Consider the following 20,344-nt stretch of genomic DNA (forward strand, 5'->3'; position numbering starts at 1 on the left):
TGCTTACTGCGGACGCGGTGCGTAGCCCGCAAGAAAAAAACGCACGATTTCTCTCAAGTGAGGTTCCACCTGTTCCTGCGCCAGCTGCACGCCCATTAGTCGTTCATGGGTGCGGCCCGCAAGGGTCAAAAAGATAATCGCGGCGTCGAGTGTGTTCGGTATTTGCACCACACCTTTCGCGTTGAGTTGGTCGAGCCAGCCTGTCAGCTGTGCCATGAAACCGTTCATCACTTCTTCACGAAAATGGATGATCAGCTGAGGAAATCTGACGCTCTCATGCGCACCTAACCGAGACATGGCCATGACACGCGGGGTACCGAGTTTGTCGTAAAACAGCTGGGCCAACTCGTAGAGCAATTGTGCGACTGGTCGATCAACCCGCAAAAAACTTAAATCGAGTTCGAAATCCCTGGAGATGTGCTCGAGCACAGCCTCAAACAACAATTCCTTGCTGGGGAAACGCCTATACAGTGCCGGCTTTGTTGTCTGCCCGGCCTCAGCGATGCGGCCGAGATTAGCATCGGTGTAGCCGAACTCCAGAAACTCGTTGGCGGCTGCCTGGAGCAGCGCCTCGTCCAATTCACGACGAGGCCTCCCCTTGGGTTTTACTGACATGAAAGTCCTTCCACCATTTTGCTGTTCACCTACCCGATCAGTACCGGGCAGGTCGTTGTGCGGCGCAAGGAAACTTAACATATCAGTCGTCTGTATCAGGACAGGCCTACCACTGGAATAACGGCGCCATTGAGCGCACTGGCAGCATCACTGGCCAGGAAATGGAAAACTGCTGCCAACTGCTGCGGCGAGACCCAAAGGCTCGGATCTACATCTGGCATCGCGGCACGGTTCGCAGCGCTGTCGATGATGCTCGGGGCGACGGCGTTGACGTTAATGCCATGGCCACGCAGCTCCTGGGCCATGGATTCGGTGATCCGCGCCACGCTGCTCTTGGCGGCGCAATAGGCGCCCATCGAACCCTTGCCCGTGATGGCGGAAGCGGCCGATACGTTGATGATTTTGCCTGTGCCGGCTGCCAGCATCCCCGGCACGCTAGCGCGACAGGTGTTGAGCACGGTCGCGACGTTCAGGTCCATCATTTGCTGCCAGACAGTGCCGTCAGCATCATGCACGTCGCTCCCCATGGCAAAGCCACCGGCAATGTTGCACAGCACGCCCGCCGGCCCTTTCGCCTGGAATACCTTGCCCAGGGCGGTCTGAGTCGCTGCGGTGTCGGTCAGGTCCACGACCACAAAATGCTTGTCGCCAGAGACACCCTCATAAACCGATTGCAGCGCTTGCTCACTGCAATCGACCAACACAACCGGGCGGCCCTGCGCCAGAAAGGTTTGCGCGACAACACGGCCCAGTGCACCCGCAGCCCCGGTGACCACTACTAATGCGTCCGACATTTAGACTCTCCTCTTTTCTTGTTAATAACTGACCATGTATCAGCTTATACAATAGAAAAAGCGTGTTCGGCAACATCCTTAGGCCACAGATCGACGACGAACAAACATCTTGTAGGCGGCCTATTGCATCTTTGTTTGAGATGCTCTAAAAATAACAACATGTTAGTTTTAAGCGATGAATGACTAGCGGTGGTAGCACTGTGCGAGCTCAAGCATGATGTTCACTTCCCCCCGTCAACGCTGGAGATTCTTATGAGCACTGCCTACAAACGCGTATTGCCACAGCTGGATGATCTCAACCGGTTTTTCTGGACCAGTGGCGCCGACGGCCAATTGCGCTTTCTGCGCTGCAACGACTGCGACCATTGGCTGCATCCGCCGGGAATCATCTGCCCGCAGTGCCTGAGCCGAAACCTCGCGCCGCAGGCGGTTTCGGGCCTGGGCACCATCGAGGCACTGACGATCAATCATCAGCCGTGGTCGCCTGACCAGCCTGTGCCTTATGCCGTCGCCATCGTTTCACTCGACGACCACAAAAGCCTGCAACTGACGACCAACATCGTCGGCTGTGCGCCCGAATCGGCCTTCATCGGTCAGCGGGTACGTGTGGTTTTCGAAGCGATCGAGGATGTTCACTTACCTCTGTTCACGCCTGTCTGAGAGAGCCCGCATGCAAGAAGAACACGCCGAAAGTCTCGCTTCGATCCGCGAACAGGCCAGGCGCCTGCTAAAGGATCAAGCCACCCCGGAACACTTGAAGTCGCTCCTGGATACACCCGCCAGTTTCGATCGACACTTGTGGGGCCATGCCGTCGACCAGGGTTGGCCGAGTGTCGCGGTAATCGAGCAATCGGGGGGATTGGGTCTGGGCTGGAGCGGCCTTGGCGTGCTTTGTGAAGAAACCGGGCGCCTGACCGCGTCATTGCCGCTGATTGGCAACGCCGTGGCTGCCCATGCCCTGCAGTTCGCCAAAGGCGACTGGAGTACCTTGATCGAAGCTTTGGCCAACGGAGGCAAGATCGCCTGCCTGGCCTTGGCGGATCCAGAGGACAGCGGCTTGGCGACAAGCCCGTCATTGTTGGCAAGCAACGGCATATTGCAAGGCGAAAAGGCCCTGGCCGCCTTTGCCAGCGTTGCCGATATTGCACTGGTTCAGGCGCAAGGCGAACAGGGCAATGCGCTCTATCTGGTCGATCTTGCACATCCCGGTGTCACCCGCCATACATTCAATACCCTCGACAACGCCCGTGCCGCGGCTGTCCTGCAGTTCAAGCAGGTCCCGGCCACACGACTAGGCGGTCTCGACCTCATTCTGGATATCGCCAGCCTGGCGGCCCTCGCCTGCACCAGCGAGCAGATCGGCGGCGCCCAGGCCAGCCTGGATCTGGCCTGTGAATATGCCCGCGAACGCCGCGCCTTTGGCCAACAGATCGGTAGCTTCCAGGGGATCAAGCACAAGCTCGCCGAAGCTTACTGCTTGCTGGAAATCGCCAAGGGCTGCACCAATGACGCACTCAATGCTTGGGAAAACAGCCTGGTAGAGAGTCGCCAATTGAGCGCAGCAGCACGTATCGCAGCAACCAAAGCCTACGACTACATCGCCCAGGAAGGACTGCATATCCACGGCGGCATGGGTATGACATGGGAAGCCATGCCTCATCACCACTACCGTCGCTCACGCACGCTCGCCCTGGAACTGGGCAGCATCCACTACTGGCGTGAATGTCTGCTGAACGAAATCGGGCTGGAAACGGCGAATCATGGATAACGGCGGACCCATCATGAGCAATACACTCGAACGCTATCGCGAACGCGCCAGATCCTGGCTGGCAGAGCACGCCCCTCTTTACGCTGGACAAGCAAGGCGCGGGCTGAGCTTCAAAGAGGACCTGGACCTGGCTCGCGCCTGGCAAGCCCTCAAGGCCGAGCACGGCTACGCCTGCATCACCCTGCCAACGGAGGTCGGTGGCGCAGGTGGCAGCGAACTGGAAAAAGTCGTCTTCAGCGAAGAAGAGATGCGTTATGACCTGCCACTGGTCTACTTCAGCATCAGCCTGAACAACCCCCTACCGATTTTCCTGCGCTACGCCCCGTCCTATTGGACCGAGCGTCTGGCCAGGCCCACTGTCCGTGGCGAGTTGATCTGGTGTCAGCTATTTTCCGAACCTTCGGCAGGTTCGGACCTGGCGTCACTACGCTTGAAGGCTGTTGCGGTGGAAGGCGGCTGGCGCCTGAGCGGGCAAAAGGTCTGGACCAGCTGGGCACAAATCGCCGATTGGGGAGTGATCGTCGCCCGCACCGATCCGAGTCTGCCCAAGCACGCCGGGCTGACCTACTTCTTTGTCGATATGAAATCCCCTGGCGTGAGTGTCGTGCCGATTCGACGTCTGGGCGAGGAAAGCGACCTTAACGAAGTGTTCTTCGATGATGTTTTCGTTCCCGACGATCAACGCTTGGGTGAAATCAATGGTGGTTTCAAGGTCGCAGTCGAAACGCTGATGATCGAACGCTACTCGGTCACCGACGAATCCGGCTACGCCCCCAGCCTGGAGAAATTCATCGCATTGGCCGAGCAGTCGAAAATCAATGGCAAGCGCTCGCTTGATGACGCTGAGATCCGCGCCAGCATCGCCGATGTATTCGTCCAGCGCCAAGGCCTGCGCGCCATCCATCGCCAAGCCCTGGAGGCATTTGCCAAGGGCGAGGCTCCGGGTCCTGAGGGCGCCATGCGCAAATTGCTGTTGGGGCGCACCCGTCAATCCTTGAGTCGGATGGCGATGAACATCCAGGGACCGAACAGCCTGGTCCTGAATGAAGACTCTCAGGCGAAGACCGACTTCACCAGTGCCTGGCTCGACCCCAGTTTGCGTATTGCCGGCGGTACCGACGAGTTACTGCTCAACACCTTGGCCGAGCGTGTGCTTGGCCTGCCGCAGGATTCACGGCCAGACAAGGGCCAGCCTTTTAACGCCAACAAATAAACGCCCCGGGCGGCCTTGGTCGCCCGCCACCGAAGGATCTCGCTCATGCATTTCACTCTCGATCAGGAAGACGAGCGCTTCCGTCAGGAAGTCCGTGCCTTCCTCAAGGCCAAGCTGCCCCAGGATCTGGCTGAACGCAATCGCCGGGGTTACCACCCCTTGCGTGAAGACACCCGCCAGTGGACCAAGATCCTTCACGCCCAGGGCTGGTCCGGCGCCAATTGGCCGACATCCTGGGGCGGCACCGGATGGTCGCCCGTGCGTCAGTTCATTTTCGAAGAGGAAAGCATCCTGGCCGGTGCGCCAGCGGTCGATACCGCTGGATTCAAGATGATCGGCCCGGTAATCATGACCTTTGCCAACGACACCATGAAGGCACAGTACGGCCCACGGATCCTCAGTGGCGACGTCTTTTGGGGCCAGGGTTTTTCCGAGCCCAATGCTGGATCGGATTTGGGCTCATTGACGACGCGTGCCGAACGCGACGGCGATGAATATGTCATCAACGGGCAGAAAATCTGGACCTCGTTCGTTGAAACCGCGGACATGATTTTCATCCTCGCCAAGACCGATCCGCAGGCTCGTCAGCGGGGTATTTCGATGATTCTTGTCGACCGCCAGGCGCCGGGCGTGACCATTCGCCCGATCTATGACATCGGTGAAAGCCACAGCCTCAACGAAGTCTTCTTCGATGACGTACGGGTACCGGTCAGCAATCTGGTCGGTGAGGAAGGCATGGGGTGGACCTACGCCAAATTCCTGCTGGAAAACGAGCGCGCGTTCAGTGCCGAATGGCCACGCAACAATGCCCACCTGGCCCGACTACGGACTTTGCTCAATACACCGCAGCACGATGGTCGGCGATTGATCGACCGACCTGGCTTTGCCAGTCGCCTGGCACAACTGAATACTGACTTGCTGGCACTGCGCTGGTTGAGTCTGCGCGCCCTGCACGAAAAAGCAGGAGGCCATGTTCGTTTGCCGGTGGGCTCGCTGCTGAAAATCCGCGGTTCGGAACTCCTGCAAAAAATCGGCGAGCTGCAAGTCGAAGCCCTCGGCAGCCACGCCAGCTATGTCTACCCCGACCCATTGGGCGACGCCCAGCGCCAGCGAACCTGGCCACCGGGCCCAAACACGGCGCCCGGAATCATGGCGGATTATTTCTACCGTCGCGCCACCACTATTTACGGTGGGGCAAATGAAGTTCAACGCACGATTATCGCCCGTTCGTTCCTGGAGCTCTGAGCATGGATTTTCAACTCAATGAAGAGCAAAACATGCTCAAAGACAGCGTTCGCCGGTTCATGGAGGACAATTGCTCCTTCGAACAGCGCGGTGCAACCGTCGATAACGGCGCCTTCGATGGCGGTCATTGGCTTCAGTTGGCCGAACTCGGCCTCCTGGCCCTGGGCCTGCCGGAAGATCTGGGTGGAATGAACTGCTCAGCCATCGAAAGTGCCTTGGTGATGGAAGAGCTCGGCCGTGTGCTGTGCGTCGAACCTTACTGGGCAGTGGCCATCCAGGCGGCGCAAACTCTGCTGGCCAGCAACGACCCGAAAGCTCGTGCGGTGCTGCAGGCCATGGGTGAAGGTATGGCACTGCCTGTGCTGGCCCACGAAGAAGCACCGGCACGCGGAGAGTTAGCCTATGTCAAGACCCGCGCCTTCGAGACCGGGCAAGGTCGCTGGCGGTTGAACGGGGAAAAAATAGCGGTGATCGGTGGCAATATCGCCGAGCTGTTCATCGTTTCGGTACGTACCTCTGGTGCGGCAGGGGATCGCGACGGCATCACACTGTTTTTGCTCGACGCAAATACGCCTGGCATCGCCAAACATAATGTTCGCCTGATCGATAACCGTTGGGCCAGCCACCTGGTGCTCACTAACGTTGAGGTCACCCAAGCCCAGGTTCTGGGCAAGGTCGGCGACGGCTACGCAGCGTTGAGCCACGCCAACGCGCACGCCATGGTAGGGCTGTTCGCCGAAGCGGTGGGTGTGATGGAACAGTCGCTGTGGATCACCCGTGACTATCTGAAAATTCGCAAACAGTTCGGCCAGACGCTCTCGAACTTCCAGAGTCTGCAGCACCGCATGAGCGAAATGCTCATCGAACTGGAACTCTCGCGCAGCATGCTGCACCTGGCATTGGCCAGCCTCGATCTCGATGCAGCACAGCGCGACCGGGCACTGTCGGCAGTCAAGGCGCACATCGGTAAAAGCGGTCAATTCGTTTGCGGCCAGGCCATTCAGTTGCATGGCGGCATTGGGGTGACCGAGGAGTACGTCATCGGTCACTACTTCAAACGCATGACACTGATCAACGCAGCGCTCGGCACCAGCATGCATCACTACGAGTTGCTGGCAGAAGCAGAGCGCGCGGCCTGAGGGGTTTCGCCCTGCCCTGTTCGCCATAAAAATCCGGACTCTGCATAAGGCTCCGGATTTTTCAACGCTGCTTCATACGCCCCAAGGGGCACCCATGACAACAAACACACCGCTATAACAAAAACCAAGAGGACCGTGTGATGTTGAACCTATCCATGAAACCGACCGGTTGGTTCCAGATCGGCTGGAGCGATGAACTGGCTCCAGGCTCAGTCAAGCCGATGAAATACCTTGGGCATGACCTGGTGGCATTCCGTAGCGAAGCAGGCGAGCTTGCCGTACTCGATGCCCACTGCCACCACATGGGTGCGCATTTGGGTTATGGCGGCAAAGTCAAAGGCGACTGCATCGCCTGCCCTTACCATGGCTGGCAGTGGAACACCAAAGGTGAGAACGCCTTGATTCCCTATCAGGACCATCCCATTCGCAAAAAGCTGCGCAAGTGGGACGTGGTCGAACAGCACGGCATCATGTTCCTGTGGCACGATCCGGCCAGTGGTCCACCCCGCGACGGCTGGTTGCCCGACGTATTCGATCACCCCGAACACCCGGCAGATCCCGCCGATTATTACCCGTGCTATCCCCATGCCGTGGTCTTCGCGCCTGAAGAGCCCATCCATCCGCAACTGATTACCGAAAACGCTGCCGATACCATGCACTTCCGCTTTGCCCACAATGCCCCCGAAGACCCGGTCCTGCTGGCCTTCGATACCAGCACGGCGATCTGGAAGTCGACCATGGGCTTTCGCTCAAAAGTCACCAAGGAAGTCGCGATGCTGTTGCATGCGCGCAATGCCGGGGTCGGTCTGAACTTCTCAATATTCGATCATCCGGTACTGGCGCGCCGCCTGGTGCTGTCATGCACGCCCGTCGACGATGAAAAATCAGACCTGCGCGTGAGCTACTACTTCCGGCGCGATCCAAAGTCTCCTGAGCACATGCCTGAATCCGTTCGACAAATGGCACGGCATACCCGCGTTCTTTTCGAAGAGGACGCGGTGATCTGGAGACACCAGAAGTTTGTGCAAAGGCCGATCTATGCCAGACAGGACGTCGCGGGTTATACCGCGCTGCGGACCTGGTGCGAGCAGTTCTATGAGGCGACAGGCAGTAACCAGGGACCGCTGAAAGTCCTGGAAGACACTGGCGAACCGGTCAACTGCAGTCTGCTGTGACATCGCGCAAGGCGTTGCTCTGAGTCCTGGCGAAATCAGTTGTTTCGCCGGGTTCCTTGCGGGATTTCCCCGCAGAAAATATCGACGTTGCCATCGGACGGCGCGGTTCTCACGACGATCGAGTATTCGCCTGACAGTAGTTCTGACAGGGCGACAGGCACGCTTCTTGAGTAGGTCCAGCCGCGTACTGCGGCACGCTCGGTATTGACCTGATCATTCACCGAGAATGCGATTGGCCCCGGCTGCTGGCAGCTGCCTTTATAGATGAAGGTGTAGAGACGCAAGGGCAGAGAAACGCCACCTGGAATGCCACTGATGATAAAGCTCAATCCCGTTTGTGTGCCCCGGCTTGCCAGTGTCACGTTGGCAATCTGACCGGCGTTGCGTTGAGTGGCGAGCAAAGGAACGGTCATCACTTGCTCGGTTGACGTGGTGCAAGCACAGAGGGAGGCAGCGATCATGAAGACTGCCAATGGGTTTGTGACGTTCATCATTCACTCCGTCGACCCTATCAATGGTGCCGCTGGCCAATGGTCGCCTTTGAGCCTGGGCAGGACGCAAAAGCCTGGAATCCAGCACGGATTCCAGGCTTTCCTTTCAAGTCGCGTCAGAGGTCAAGGGTAGACTTCAAACAGCCCTGCCGCGCCCATACCGCCCCCCACGCACATACTCACCACGACGAAGCGTACGCCGCGTCGACGCCCTTCCAGCAAGGCACTGCCCACCAGGCGCGAACCGGTCATGCCGAACGGATGACCAAGGCCGATGCCACCGCCATTGACGTTGAATATTTCCGGATCGATACCCAAGTGGTCGCGGCAATACAAGGCCTGGCAGGCAAATGCCTCATTCAACTCCCAGAGGCCGACATCGCCGATGGTCAAACCATGTTTACCCAGCAGCTTCGGAATGGCTGTTACCGGGCCAATACCCATTTCTTCCGGTGCACAGCCAGTGACGATCAATCCGCGATAGGCACCCAGCGGATTCAACCCGCGTTGTTCAGCAACACGCGCTTCCATCAGCAAGCAGGCCGAGGCACCGTCGGACAGCTGACTGGCGTTGCCAGCGGTAATACTGCCACCCTCCATGACTGGCTTGAGTGCCGCCAGACCTTCGACGGTTGTGCTCGCACGCAGGCACTCGTCTTCGCTGAACAGGAAACGCTTGTAACTGATCTCCCCGCTCTGTTTGTCGACCAGCTTTTGCGAGACCTGTAGGGGTGCGATTTCTTCGGCAAAGACGCCCCTGGCCTGGGCCGCGACGGCGCGCTGCATGGCCTGCAGGGAAAATTCATCTTGGGCCTGACGGGAAATACCGTACTGCCGAGCGACATATTCGGCGGTCTCGATCATCGGCATGTAGGCAGAGGGTACCCGCTCCACCAGATCCAGATCCTTGTCGCGTATCGCCCACTCAAGGTAGCTGGGCGTCAATGCGCTGACATTTTCTGAGCCGCCGCCAATGACGATGTCCATGCCATCGACCAGGATCTGCTTGGCGGCCATGCCGATAGCCATCAATCCCGAGGCACACTGCCGATCGACGGTAGCGCCGGCGACACCGACGCCAAAGCCGGCCCGCAACGCCGCTGCGCGAGCCAGGTTGCGCCCTGCGGTCCCGGCCCCCATGGCTGCGCCAATGATCACATCCTCGACCTCAGTGGGATCAACCGCTGCACGCAAGGTGCTATGCAACAAGGCATGCGCTGTCAGGCTCGGCGACTTGATGTCGTTCAGAGCACCTCGATGGGCCTTGCCGATCGGTGTGCGTGCAGTGGAAACAATGACCGCTTCTCTCATGATGTAATCCGGTTGTTCACGGTGGCTCGGGCCTCAGGTGCGAGGGGCACTGGGCAGTTTCAGGACAGCCTTGGCCAGAATGTCGCGCTGGACCTCATTGGCGCCGGCATAGATCGATACGGGTCGCGCCATCATCAACGGCCAGTGCAAATCGGTGAGCAGCGAGCCGATCTGTACGTCGCCAACGATGCCGCCAAAATCACCGGCGATTTCCGCGCAAAATTCAGTGATGCGTTGCAACAGCTCCGAGATGTAAACCTTGAGCATCGAAACCTCCGGCCCCGGTTGTTCATCGGCTTCGGCGATGCGATCGCAGATTTGCGCATAAAACAGTCGGTAGTCATGCAGGTCTGCTTGCAAACAAGCCAGTCGATCGAGCACGCCACGGTCATTGGCCAGGCCCAGTTCCGTCACAAGCCGCCCAGCCAGTTCCAGCGCACTCCCAGCCATTGCCGCGCTGCCCAGCCAGATCCGTTCATGGCCCAACAACGCTTTGGCCAGGCTCCAGCCCTGATGCAGTTCACCCAGCAGGTTGCTGGCCGGAACGCGAACGTTGTCGAAGAACACTTCGCAGAACTCGTCTTCGCCTGCAATGTTGGCGATCGGCCGGACGCTGACGCCCGGAGCACTCAGGTCGATCAACAGAAAACTGATGCCCTGCTGTTTCTTCTCAAACTTGCCAGTGCGCACCAACGCATAGATATGGCTGCATTCAGCGGCGTGAGTGGTCCAGATTTTCTGTCCATTGACGACGAACTCATCGCCGTCGAGATCTGCGCGGGTACGCAGGCTGGCCAGGTCGGAACCGGCGCCTGGCTCGGAGTAGCCCTGGCACCACATATCGTCGCAGGCCAGGATCCTTGGCAGGATGCGTGCACGTTGCTCCTCGGTGCCACCTTTGATGATGGTCGGACCGAGTTGGGTTTCACCGTTGTCGATAATCCGCCCGACACCCGCGCGTTCCATCTCCTGCTGGTAAATCAGCTGCTTACGAAAGGAAATGCCCATGCCACCGTATTCACGAGGCCAGGCAGGCGCACGCCAGCCGTGATCGTTGAGCAAGCGCAGCCAGCCGGTCAGGTCGTCGCCGCGCAGGCGCAGGAATGGCCGGCGATCGTTCTGCCGCAAATGTTCGGGGTAAAACTCCGTCAGCCAGACCCGCAGGCGCGCCCGAAACTCCTCGTCGCTCCACTCCCGAGGATCACTGGAGCTCGACGCTTCGAAGGGCGCCAGCGTCGCTTCAATCGGGTTTTCGTCAGTGAGCTTCGCAAATTGACGGCGGTGATCCCAGACCGCCCCTAACCAGGCCGATCCGAACATCGCTGCCCGCAAGTACAGACCGATGTCCACTTCCTCGGCAAAGCCCATTGCGCCATGCAGTTGCACAGCTTGCTTGCCGGTCAGGATGGCGGCTTGAGCACATCGCGCCTTGGCGGCACTGATAGCGGCCTGACTGGCCTGCGTCAGAGGTGCCTGCTCATGGCAGGTCAGCGCATGCTGCAAACTGGCCTTCGCCAGCGTCTGTTCGATGCTCAGGTCAACGCAGCGATGTTGAATGCTCTGGAAGGTGCCCAGCGGGCGTTCGAACTGCACCCGTTGGCTGACGAAATCCAGCGTCTGTTGCAGGCAACCCGCCGCCTGCCCCGCCAATTCCGCCGACAAGGCAATACGCCCACCTGCCAGGCTGAGTTGCAGGGCATTGAGCGCCGGCTGGCCCCTGAGCAGTGCCTGTTCAAAGAGCACAGGCGCCTGATCGAAGTCGACATGGTACTGAGCCCCGATGCCTGCCGCGAAGGCTTCAACACGAACGCCTGGGGCATTCGCAGCAACGGCGACGATCACCGGTTGGCCGTGTTCGAGGGCAGACACCAGCAAGACTGACTGCTGTTCAGCCCCCAGCACAAAGACCTTGCGCCCGCTGAGCCGGCCTTGATCGACCCGGCACTCGATCAGGTCCGGATCCATCTGCCCGGCCTGTTCTTGCCAGGCCAGGGCCAGCAGGCGTTCGCCACTGACCTGCCAGGCGGCCAATTGCTCGGTGGCGGGGCCATTTTCAGCCTGCGTGAGCAACAGTGACGGCATTACGCAACATCCCACAAAGGGCTCGGCGAACAAGCGCTCCCCCATCACCTCGCACAGGACTGTCGCCTCACGCAAGCCCAGGCCACTGCCACCCAGTGCCTCCGGAAGCAGCAAACCGGTCCAGCCTAACGCTGCGATGTCGTGCCATAGCGATGATTCCACCGGTCGCGCCCGGCCTATCCAGCCCCGCAAGCGCGATGGGCTGTGCGATCCTGTCAAAAAGTCATCGGCCGATTGGCGCAGCATGGCTGACAGCGATTGATCCGCAATTACTCCCATCAGAGACTCCTGAACGTTTAAATCAATTAACTAACGTTATGTCAGTTTTCATTCTATACTCAGCCGGTGTCAACCACTATTTCAACCTGCCCGTCGTGGCCAATCTGTCAGAGAGGAATTCATGCCTAGAGGATTTGAAGCTGGAAAACGCCCTGCGCTGCTCATCAGCGAATGCCAACGAGGTGTCGTCGACCCGGAACTGTCTGACTTTCCAGGGCTTGCAGAGCAGGTACAGCAACGCGGCGTGCTACCGCGCATCGCTCGCCTGGCGGAGGCGTTCAGGGCCGCCGGACTGCCGGTGTTGCACCTTCATGTAGCGCATCGTCCGGGTTATATCGACCTGCCACGCACCAGCGTGATCATTGCCCGCTCGACCAAGCAAAACCGAATGATTGTTGGTTCAGAGGATGTGAAGTCAGTTCCGGAAGTGGCACCTCACGACACGGACATCGTGCATGCACGCAGCTTCAGCCTGGTGGGTTTTCACGGCACCGACCTGGATTCGATCCTGCGTAACATGGGGGTGACGACTATTGTGCCGGTCGGTGTTTCGACCAACGTCGCCATTTCGGGCCTGTCATTGTGCGGATCAGACCTGGGTTATCAGGTCGTGGTACCCGAGGACTGCATCGCCGGTGCCACACCGCAAAGCCACGACTTTATCGTCAACAACCTGCTGCCGCTCTACAGCACGTTGAGCGACAGCGAGTCGGTCATTGCGGCGCTCAGTGAGCGTATTGCTCACGCAGGACGTGCTTGAGAATTTTGTTCAAGGTTTGATTGCGCGGCAGTTGCTCAACGATTTCCAGTTGCTCGGGAATCTTCTGCCGCATCACCTGGGCCCGCATGAAGAAATCGACCATCTCCTCGAACTGCAATGCCGCAACACCCGGCTTCAGTTCGACGACGGCGCAGACACGCTCACCCCGCAGTTCATCCGGCAAGCCGATGACCGCTACCGCTGCCACCTTGGGATGGGTGAACAGCAGGTCTTCGATTTCCTTGGCCGAAATGTTCTCACCCTTGCGGATAATCACATCCTTGAGCCGGCCGGTCAGAACGATACGACCGTCGGCCCGGCGCATGCCCAGGTCGCCGGTGCGAAAAAAGCCGTCGTCATCGAATGACACCACGTTCAATGCAGGGTCGGTATAGCCTTTGAACACCGCCTTACCGCGCACCCGTACTTCGCCCGATTCACCCTCCCCTGCCAGGATGCCGTCAGAGCGGATAATCCGTAATTCGATGTCTTGCATGGGTATGCCGTCGGCATTGGCCAACTGCTCGTCCGTATCGGACTCAAAGCCTGCGCAAATCAACGGGACTTCGGTCATACCGTAGTTATGAATCAGACCGCACCCTATCTCATCGCGGACCTGGTAATAGAGTTCTGGCGGTTTGGGAGCTCCCCCACCGCAGAGCACGCGCATCCCGGGCAATAAAGGTGTTTGAGCATTGCGCCTTTGTTCAGCAAGCAATAGCTGGTAATGGGCTGTGCTGCCGCCAGCGAGTGTCACGGCATATCGGCGATAGATTTCAGCAGCTTCCTCGGCCTGGAAGCGGTCGAGCAACACAGCGCTCATGCCCGAGGCCAGTAGCATGGTGGTGTACATCGCACCGCCAATGTGCGCGTACGGAAAAGCGACGCTGCCGACATCGGCGGCACTGACGCTCATTGAGCGGGCCAGGTTCCGGCCACCGATCATCAAGCTTTCATCCGTGTGACAAGCGCCCTTGGGTTGTGAGGTAGTGCCCGAGGTGTAATAGACCCAGCGCACGGCCTGACCGTCGCTGGGTGGTGGCGGCAGTCTTGACGCCCGCCCACGTGGCAGATGATTGCCCATGACAATCACCTGCGGCGGCCGCTCGAGCTGCTGGCACAGGCGTTCGGCCATCGCCGCAAAATCACGCTCGCCGTCACCGGGAACCAGCAAGAACTCCGAACGATTTCCCTCGAGAACGCCATGAACCTCGCGCTCACCGTACAACGAGATAATCGGGTTTTGCAGAGCGCCCAGGCGCGCCAGGGCCAAGGCGGTCATAACGGCCGGCAAGCCTGTGGGCAACATCCAGGTGACCCGACTGCCGGCACTGATACCGAGCTCGTAAAAGCCCGCGGCCAAGCGCTCGGCAATATCCAGTACCTGGGCAAAGGTCATGTGCAAGTGTTTGCGACCATCGATCAACATGGGGGCTTGCGGCGTCAGCTCCGCACGCCGTTCCAGCAATTGCCACAGGGTCGGGGCGTGCAACAGGGTCATGGGCTTTCAACTCCAGCTAATTACCAGGCACTGCGATGGCTGCCGCCATCGACAGGGATAAGGCAACCATTCATGTAACCCGCCCGGGCGGAGCACAAGTACACCGCCAGCGAAGCGATCTCCTGAGGATCGCCCGCGCGGCCAACGGGAATGCTCTTGGTCAGGCGCTGGAGCAGCGCGTCGGCGGCCATACCGCGCTCCTTGGCCATGCGCCCCACTTCTTCGAGCATGGTGGTCGTTGCGATCCAACCGGTGGCGAGCGTGTTGACGGTGATGCCGTCGACGGCGAACTCATCGGCCAGGGATTTGTTCAAGGTGACGACCGCTGCACGTGCGGTGGTTGCAGCCATCAGGTTCAAGCCTGGCGCCGGCTCCTTGGCCGCGGCGGTACCGATGGTCAACAAACGTCCCCAGCGCTGCTCACGCATATGCGGAACAGTCGCTCGCGCCAGATGCACGACACTCATGACCAGGTTCTGAAAGGCATTGAGAAATGCATCGGCATTCCCATCAAGAAAATCGCTGGGCTCTCCACCGTGCACATTGGTGATGACGATGTCTGGCGAGCCAAAGGTCTGCCGTGTCACCCCCACTGCTCGTTGCACATCGCCAAGCCGGGTCAGGTCAGCCATCACGCCACTGGCAATGCCACCGGCATCACGCAACGCTGCCACCGTTTGCTCGATTGCATCACTGTTGCGGGCGGCAACCATGACCTTGCACCCTTCAGCGGCAAGCAGTTCAGAGCAGGCGCGTCCGATGCCTTTACTGCCTCCGGAAACAAACGCGACTTTTCCTTCCAGACCAAGATTCATCAGTAGACTCCAGCTCATCCGCAGGTTGTTAAAAGGTGCGCGTAAGCACGGAGCAGATAAATCTGCTCCGTGCTTAGCTGGGTTTCAGGCTGTGGTGCGGAGTTTGACGGCGAGTTTGTCTGCGTCGTCCGGCGATTCCAGAATCGCCATCGGGTCATCGATCTCTGCGTTTTCTTCTACCTTTTCCCGGTCGGCATCGTCCGCGGGTGTACGTAACAGGAAGTAGGACAACGCCGGGATCAGGACCAATGCACCGACCATGTTCCAGAGGAACATGAAGCTGAGCAGAATCCCCATGTCGGCCTGGAACTTGATCGGAGACCAGATCCATGGAATCACCCCGGCCGCCATTGTCAGGCCGACCAGGCCCACGATCCGCCCGACGAAATCCAGCGATCCCTCATACGAGCGCGCGAGTGTCATGCCGTGCCGTTGCAAGCCCAGTTGCACGCTGAGCAGGTACAACGCGTAGTCGACACCGACGCCCACCCCAACCGCGATGACCGGCAAGGTCGCCACCTTGATGCCGATGTTCAGCATCACCATCAGCGCCTCACAGAGGATAGAAGTGATGATCAATGGGATCAGTGCCACAACGACCGCTCGCCAGTTGCGGAATGTGATGAAACACAGCAATGCCACAGCACCGTAAAGCACCAGGTGCAAGGTCCAGAAACTGCGCTTGACCACAATGTTGGTTGTCGCCTCGATGCCTGCGCTACCCGCTGCCAGCAGAAACGTGCGCGACTCGGTGCTGTACTGAGCGCTGTAGGCTTCCACTTCCTTGACCACACGCTCCAGCGTCGCCGCCTTGTGGTCTGACAGATAAGCAATCACCGGAGTGATCACGCAGAAGCGATCGACCAGCTCCGGGCGGTCGGTGGCAAACATGTTGAACGCCTGTGTGCGGTTGCTGGCGTTACGTGGGATGGTCTGCCATTTGGGGTTGCCTTCGAACAGCCCGGAGGTCGTCAGGCGAATACCATCGGCCGGCGAAAACGTGGTCTGCACACCAGGCAACTCGCGCAAGCGGGCACTCAGCCGATCAGCTTCAGTGAGCGAGGCGAACTCGGTGCAACCGTTTGCCGGGGTTTTCAGCATGACCACGAACTGGTCGGTGGACAGGCCATAGTTCTGCGTCACGAAAGCCACATCGCGGTTATAGCGCGACTCGGGACGCAACTCAGGCGCACCCGGGTTGAGATCACCAAACTGCACATGGTGGCCGATCATCAACCCTCCCCCCGCCAACACGACCGCCCCTGCAACAGCGAACATGGCGGGACGGCGCTGCGTCAAACGGATCAGACCCACACGCAGTCGTTGCATCGGGCTATGGCCTGACTCCACCTGTTCAGACGTCTGAATGCTGCGTTTGGCTGCCTGATCGCTGACGCCGAAATACGATAGCAGCACAGGGATCAGAAACAGCTTGGTGAAAATCAGGATCGCCACGCCCAGACTGGTGGTCAGGGCCATGTCACGGATCACAGGAATGTCGATGATGATCAATACGGCAAAGCCGACGATATTGACCAGCAACGCTGTCAAGCCAGCCATGAACAGTCGACGGAATGTATAGCGGGCAGCCACGTACTTGTGAGTCCCGCGCCCCACATCCTGCATGATGCCGTTCATCTTCTGCGCACCATGGGACAGGCCGATGGCAAAAATCAGGAACGGTACCAGGATCGAATAAGGGTCCAGCACATAGCCCAGCACGCTGAGCAAACCCAATAGCCAAACCACGCCAAGCAAGGCGCAAAACACCAGTAACAGCGTGCTGCGCAGGCATCGGGTATAGAAGAGCACCAGAGCGGTAGCAATCAATACCGAGAAACCGAAGTACGCCATGACCGAATACAAGCCGTCGATCAAGTCGCCGACGATCTTGGCGAAACCGATGATGTGCACCTTGATCGTATCGGTTTCCAGGGAGCGCACCTGCGCTTCCAGTTGCCGGGATAACTGCGCGTAATCGAGTGGCTTGCCGGTTTCGGGATTGATGTCGAGCAAGGGCACAAAAATCATCGACGACTTGAGGTTGTTGGCCACATAGCTGCCGACAATACCCGCGCGGTTAATGTTTTCACGCAAGCGGTCCATCGATTGCGGGCTGCCGTCCCAGCGGTCGGGAATGACCGGGCCGCCGCGATAGCCCTCCTCGGTGACTTCAGTCCAGCGCAGGCTGCTGGTCCACAAGCTGCGCATCCAGCCCTGGTCAACACCCGACATCAGGTAGACGGCGTCGTTGACCTTCTGCAAGGCGAGCAGGTAATCCTTGTCGAAGATGTCGCCCTGAGTGTTCTCGACCACGATACGGGTCGCATTGCCCATGCCGCGCAGTGCATCCCTGTGTTCCAGATAATTCTGGATATAGGGGTGGGACTGCGGAATCATTTTTTCGAAACTGGTGTTGACCGGAAGCTTGAGCGCACTCCAGCCAAAGAACAGCGTCAGCACTGCGCAAAACAGGATCACGCTGATGCGATGATTGAATACCAGCCGTTCGAGCCAATTGCCGCTGTTCTTGTCGAAGTCGGCAGGGTCCGCGATGACGGGCATTTGCAGCGCTTTCAAATCAACCATATTTGCCTCTGAAAAGACTGGAGCCGTCGGCACCTATTGCACAGTGACTTCCCGCACCCCGGAAAAACCAACGCTGACGGCTTTGCCATTCTTGAGCCCGGTCAGACTGGTAAACCGTCCGGGACGCGACACCGTCAAGGGTTTGAAGCTGCTCACCGCGATATCACTGATAACGACTTTGCCATCGACCCCGGCCAGCAGAAAACGGCCGTCAGGCAGACTCTGCACATCGCTGAGCGCCACATTGATTCCAGTGGGCAAGGGTTGCCACGTGGTGCCGCCATCCATGGATTTGAATGCCGTGCCCCGCAGGCCTGCGGCAACGAGCGTTGTCGGTGTCACCTTGATGCTGAAAAAACTGCCTGTGTAGCCGGTTTCCAGACGCTCGAAACGTTGCGCCCGAGGATCCAGCCTAAAGACAACACCACGCTCAGAGGCGATATAAATCTGCTCACCGCTTCCAGAAATCGCCATGTAATGCAGGAACTCGGGATTGTCGGAGTGCTCCATCCAGGACTCCCACGTTTTGCCTCCATCGTGGGTGGCGAGCAGAGTGCCAAAGGTCCCTACGGCTAAGCCGTTGTTCTCGTCGGAGAACCAGACGCCCATCAGCGCCTGTTCCGGACCGTCCTGATAATTGAGTTTGACCCCTTCCTGAAAGCTGGCGGCTGACTCGTCACCGGCAGCGGCCAATTTGTCAAAGTGCTCGGTCAACATCTTGCTCGCAGCCACGCCATCGAATTGCTTGACCCAATTAACCCCGCCATCGCTGCTATGCAGGATCACACCATCATGGCCGACCGCCCAGCCTTGCTTTGCCGTTGGGAAATGAACGCCCAACAGATCGCTTGAGACGGGTGAAGAGGCCTGGGTCCAGCTGGCACCGGCATCGTCGGAAACAATGATCAGGCCGCGCGCTCCCACCGCGATCAATCGCTCGCCCGCGGTGGTCACACTATTGAGATGGGCACCGATCAGATTGCCGACAGTCGACGCAGGGCGATCCAGTGGATCGGTGAAGTCGGTTTTGGCATTCACCGGGTTCGACAACCCTGTGACCAGGGCTGCCGCCAGCACGAACATATAACGCACAGTTGCCATTTCATCCTCACAGCACTACTGAGCCAGGTGGGTTCGAAGAGCCGAGCACCAGGTGCTCGACTCTTCCCGGGTTTCAGCGTACGCCGGAGCCGGACAATGCCCCCGATGAGAAGTAGTTGGCTGGGTAAGGATCTACCTTGTAGAAACCGGTCATTTTCGGTGCACCCATCAGCGAGCCGTTGGAGTACACGTTCTTGGTCATGTCATAGAGCACGTACTGACCATTGCGATAACCGGGTTTCTCGTACTGTTGAACCGCAGGCTGGTACATCAAGTGGTGAACTTTGCCGGCCTGATCCTCAGCGACGTAAGTCAGGATGCTCCAGCTGTCTTCGTCCAGATAGAAACGCTTGACCTTCTGTACATGGCGCTCGCCAGGTTTGAGCGTTGCTTCCACTTCCCACACACGGTGCAGCTCCCAGCGCAGGTAGTCGGGGTTCAAGTGCTTGGGCGTGTTGATCGCTACAGGATCGGCCGCCCAGGTTCTGTAGGCGTTGTACGGTACGTACATCTCGCGCCGGCCCACCAGCTTGAAGTCGAACTTGTCCATCTTGCCGTCGAAGCCGTTGATCTCATCGAACAACAGCACGCCACCGCTGGAAGTACTGACCGTGTCGTACTTGAACTCAGGCGCCAAGCGTACACGACGCTGCCCAGGCACATAGCTCCATGCCATGTTGTCCCGTTCGGAAGTGTTCAGGAAGGCATGACGCATCTGTTTGACGCCCGCAGATGCGGCCGGTGACATGGTACTGGCGATCAATGCCCAGAACGGCTGATTGTCCGGGACCGTGTCGATGGTGTTATCCCAGAAAAGGTTACGGTTCTCGATCTTCTGAACGTTGGTCAGCGTTACGCCACCATTGTTATCGATCAGGTAAGCCGCCTGAGTACCTTCGGAATAGGGCAGCTCAAACTTGACGCTGGCGTTCCACATGGCCTCGTAACCGTTCTTGGGAATCGGGAACGGATACTGGGCATGGGCGTTGATCAGGCCAGGTGCGGAACCGGCCAGTTGCGGATTCTTCACCCGCGAAATGGTGTTGTCGTAGACCCATTTCGGATAACAGGCCGTTCGATGAGTTGGGTAAATATCCAAGCGGTAACTGTCTGGATAGCGCTTGAACAGCTCTTGTGTACCCACGTCGAGCTTGTCTTTGTATTGCGCCATGTTGGCTGCCGTGATGCTCAACACCGGCTTTTCATTGGCGAACGGGTCGACATACGGCGAGCCGCCCTTGTCACCCATGATCGGCTTGTAGCCGGCGGGCGCCGTGCACAAGCCACCTTCCCAGGAGGGAATGGTGCCATTGGCGTTACCGGCCTTGATTGCGCCCAGCGGCGTAAGGCTGGTGCCCAGTTGTTTGATCTCTTCATCGGTCGGTGCGGCCAAAACCTGGCCTGCAAATAGAAGGCTTGCTGCCCCCCATACCATCATATTCTTGTAGTTCATTGATCAACCCTCA

17 protein-coding genes are annotated in these 20,344 nt (G+C 58.7%); 7 read left to right on the top strand and 10 right to left on the bottom strand.

Going from position 1 to position 20,344, the window contains the following annotated elements; translation table 11 throughout:
- Positions 1-3: 3 nt before the first annotated feature.
- Complete coding sequence (locus DKY63_RS09115) at positions 4-696, bottom strand: TetR/AcrR family transcriptional regulator (protein ID WP_110963815.1); 693 nt, start codon at positions 694-696, stop codon at positions 4-6.
- 14 nt (positions 697-710) lie between these two features.
- Positions 711-1,409: an SDR family oxidoreductase gene (locus DKY63_RS09120; RefSeq protein WP_096511885.1), complete on the bottom strand. Its 699-nt coding sequence runs from the start codon at positions 1,407-1,409 to the stop codon at positions 711-713.
- A 252-nt stretch (positions 1,410-1,661) separates the two neighbouring features.
- Here DKY63_RS09120 and DKY63_RS09125 point away from each other — a divergent pair, with 252 nt between their 5' ends.
- The 6 genes from DKY63_RS09125 to DKY63_RS09150 all read left to right on the top strand — a co-directional run bounded on the left by DKY63_RS09125 (position 1,662) and on the right by DKY63_RS09150 (position 7,949).
- A complete protein-coding gene (locus DKY63_RS09125; RefSeq protein ID WP_090469127.1) occupies positions 1,662-2,069 on the top strand; it encodes a Zn-ribbon domain-containing OB-fold protein in 408 nt (135 codons plus the stop codon).
- A 10-nt stretch (positions 2,070-2,079) separates the two neighbouring features.
- The gene (locus DKY63_RS09130) at positions 2,080-3,177 is read left to right on the top strand and encodes an acyl-CoA dehydrogenase family protein (RefSeq protein ID WP_162634887.1); all 1,098 of its coding nucleotides are present in this window, start codon (positions 2,080-2,082) and stop codon (positions 3,175-3,177) included.
- Positions 3,178-3,190: 13 nt separating this feature from the next.
- The gene (locus tag DKY63_RS09135; protein ID WP_239499389.1) at positions 3,191-4,390 is read left to right on the top strand and encodes an acyl-CoA dehydrogenase family protein; all 1,200 of its coding nucleotides are present in this window, start codon (positions 3,191-3,193) and stop codon (positions 4,388-4,390) included.
- 45 nt (positions 4,391-4,435) lie between these two features.
- The gene (locus DKY63_RS09140; protein ID WP_110963818.1) at positions 4,436-5,635 is read left to right on the top strand and encodes an acyl-CoA dehydrogenase family protein; all 1,200 of its coding nucleotides are present in this window, start codon (positions 4,436-4,438) and stop codon (positions 5,633-5,635) included.
- 2 nt (positions 5,636-5,637) lie between these two features.
- The gene (locus DKY63_RS09145) at positions 5,638-6,774 is read left to right on the top strand and encodes an acyl-CoA dehydrogenase family protein (RefSeq protein WP_110963819.1); all 1,137 of its coding nucleotides are present in this window, start codon (positions 5,638-5,640) and stop codon (positions 6,772-6,774) included.
- Positions 6,775-6,914: 140 nt separating this feature from the next.
- Complete coding sequence (locus tag DKY63_RS09150) at positions 6,915-7,949, top strand: Rieske 2Fe-2S domain-containing protein (RefSeq protein WP_110963820.1); 1,035 nt, start codon at positions 6,915-6,917, stop codon at positions 7,947-7,949.
- Between the two features lie 35 nt (positions 7,950-7,984).
- On the opposite strand, the gene DKY63_RS09155 is transcribed toward DKY63_RS09150, so the two are convergent.
- From DKY63_RS09155 to DKY63_RS32935, 3 genes are all read right to left on the bottom strand, one after another.
- Entirely contained in the window at positions 7,985-8,440 is a 456-nt protein-coding gene (locus DKY63_RS09155; protein WP_110963821.1) for a hypothetical protein, read from the bottom strand.
- 123 nt (positions 8,441-8,563) lie between these two features.
- Positions 8,564-9,751, bottom strand: coding sequence for an acetyl-CoA C-acyltransferase (locus DKY63_RS09160; protein ID WP_110963822.1), 1,188 nt, complete (start codon positions 9,749-9,751; stop codon positions 8,564-8,566).
- Between the two features lie 33 nt (positions 9,752-9,784).
- A complete protein-coding gene (locus DKY63_RS32935) occupies positions 9,785-12,112 on the bottom strand; it encodes an acyl-CoA dehydrogenase (RefSeq protein ID WP_096511894.1) in 2,328 nt (775 codons plus the stop codon).
- Positions 12,113-12,233: 121 nt separating this feature from the next.
- On the opposite strand from DKY63_RS32935, the gene DKY63_RS09170 reads away from it, so the two are divergent.
- The gene (locus DKY63_RS09170; RefSeq protein WP_110963823.1) at positions 12,234-12,872 is read left to right on the top strand and encodes a cysteine hydrolase family protein; all 639 of its coding nucleotides are present in this window, start codon (positions 12,234-12,236) and stop codon (positions 12,870-12,872) included.
- Here DKY63_RS09170 and DKY63_RS09175 read toward each other — a convergent pair.
- The 5 genes from DKY63_RS09175 to DKY63_RS09195 form a co-directional block, all read right to left on the bottom strand.
- On the bottom strand, positions 12,838-14,373 hold the full coding sequence (locus tag DKY63_RS09175) for a class I adenylate-forming enzyme family protein (protein ID WP_110963824.1): 1,536 nt from the start codon (positions 14,371-14,373) through the stop codon (positions 12,838-12,840). The genes DKY63_RS09170 and DKY63_RS09175 overlap by 35 nt on opposite strands.
- Before the next feature lie 20 nt (positions 14,374-14,393).
- A complete protein-coding gene (locus tag DKY63_RS09180) occupies positions 14,394-15,188 on the bottom strand; it encodes an SDR family oxidoreductase (RefSeq protein ID WP_110963825.1) in 795 nt (264 codons plus the stop codon).
- An 84-nt stretch (positions 15,189-15,272) separates the two neighbouring features.
- Entirely contained in the window at positions 15,273-17,777 is a 2,505-nt protein-coding gene (locus DKY63_RS09185; protein ID WP_110963826.1) for an efflux RND transporter permease subunit, read from the bottom strand.
- A 33-nt stretch (positions 17,778-17,810) separates the two neighbouring features.
- Positions 17,811-18,878 carry a WD40/YVTN/BNR-like repeat-containing protein gene (locus DKY63_RS09190; protein WP_110963827.1) on the bottom strand — a complete coding sequence of 356 codons (1,068 nt, stop codon included), beginning with the start codon at positions 18,876-18,878 and terminating at the stop codon, positions 17,811-17,813.
- Positions 18,879-18,951: 73 nt separating this feature from the next.
- Positions 18,952-20,331: a DUF1329 domain-containing protein gene (locus DKY63_RS09195; protein WP_096511900.1), complete on the bottom strand. Its 1,380-nt coding sequence runs from the start codon at positions 20,329-20,331 to the stop codon at positions 18,952-18,954.
- Positions 20,332-20,344: the final 13 nt, after the last annotated feature.

The sequence above is a fragment of the Pseudomonas putida genome (assembly GCF_003228315.1).
In the GTDB taxonomy this organism is placed as follows: Bacteria; Pseudomonadota; Gammaproteobacteria; order Pseudomonadales; family Pseudomonadaceae; genus Aquipseudomonas; species Aquipseudomonas putida_S.

What these genes read in the sequence shown, in the direction of transcription:
- DKY63_RS09115 (WP_110963815.1), bottom strand. Translation starts at nt 696, where the DNA reads ATGTTAAGTTTCCTTGCGCCGCACAACGACCTGCCCGGTACTGATCGG.
- DKY63_RS09120 (WP_096511885.1), bottom strand. Translation starts at nt 1,409, where the DNA reads ATGTCGGACGCATTAGTAGTGGTCACCGGGGCTGCGGGTGCACTGGGC.
- DKY63_RS09125 (WP_090469127.1), top strand. Translation starts at nt 1,662, where the DNA reads ATGAGCACTGCCTACAAACGCGTATTGCCACAGCTGGATGATCTCAAC.
- DKY63_RS09130 (WP_162634887.1), top strand. Translation starts at nt 2,080, where the DNA reads ATGCAAGAAGAACACGCCGAAAGTCTCGCTTCGATCCGCGAACAGGCC.
- DKY63_RS09135 (WP_239499389.1), top strand. Translation starts at nt 3,191, where the DNA reads ATGAGCAATACACTCGAACGCTATCGCGAACGCGCCAGATCCTGGCTG.
- DKY63_RS09140 (WP_110963818.1), top strand. Translation starts at nt 4,436, where the DNA reads ATGCATTTCACTCTCGATCAGGAAGACGAGCGCTTCCGTCAGGAAGTC.
- DKY63_RS09145 (WP_110963819.1), top strand. Translation starts at nt 5,638, where the DNA reads ATGGATTTTCAACTCAATGAAGAGCAAAACATGCTCAAAGACAGCGTT.
- DKY63_RS09150 (WP_110963820.1), top strand. Translation starts at nt 6,915, where the DNA reads ATGTTGAACCTATCCATGAAACCGACCGGTTGGTTCCAGATCGGCTGG.
- DKY63_RS09155 (WP_110963821.1), bottom strand. Translation starts at nt 8,440, where the DNA reads ATGAACGTCACAAACCCATTGGCAGTCTTCATGATCGCTGCCTCCCTC.
- DKY63_RS09160 (WP_110963822.1), bottom strand. Translation starts at nt 9,751, where the DNA reads ATGAGAGAAGCGGTCATTGTTTCCACTGCACGCACACCGATCGGCAAG.
- DKY63_RS32935 (WP_096511894.1), bottom strand. Translation starts at nt 12,112, where the DNA reads ATGGGAGTAATTGCGGATCAATCGCTGTCAGCCATGCTGCGCCAATCG.
- DKY63_RS09170 (WP_110963823.1), top strand. Translation starts at nt 12,234, where the DNA reads ATGCCTAGAGGATTTGAAGCTGGAAAACGCCCTGCGCTGCTCATCAGC.
- DKY63_RS09175 (WP_110963824.1), bottom strand. Translation starts at nt 14,373, where the DNA reads ATGACCCTGTTGCACGCCCCGACCCTGTGGCAATTGCTGGAACGGCGT.
- DKY63_RS09180 (WP_110963825.1), bottom strand. Translation starts at nt 15,188, where the DNA reads ATGAATCTTGGTCTGGAAGGAAAAGTCGCGTTTGTTTCCGGAGGCAGT.
- DKY63_RS09185 (WP_110963826.1), bottom strand. Translation starts at nt 17,777, where the DNA reads ATGGTTGATTTGAAAGCGCTGCAAATGCCCGTCATCGCGGACCCTGCC.
- DKY63_RS09190 (WP_110963827.1), bottom strand. Translation starts at nt 18,878, where the DNA reads ATGGCAACTGTGCGTTATATGTTCGTGCTGGCGGCAGCCCTGGTCACA.
- DKY63_RS09195 (WP_096511900.1), bottom strand. Translation starts at nt 20,331, where the DNA reads ATGAACTACAAGAATATGATGGTATGGGGGGCAGCAAGCCTTCTATTT.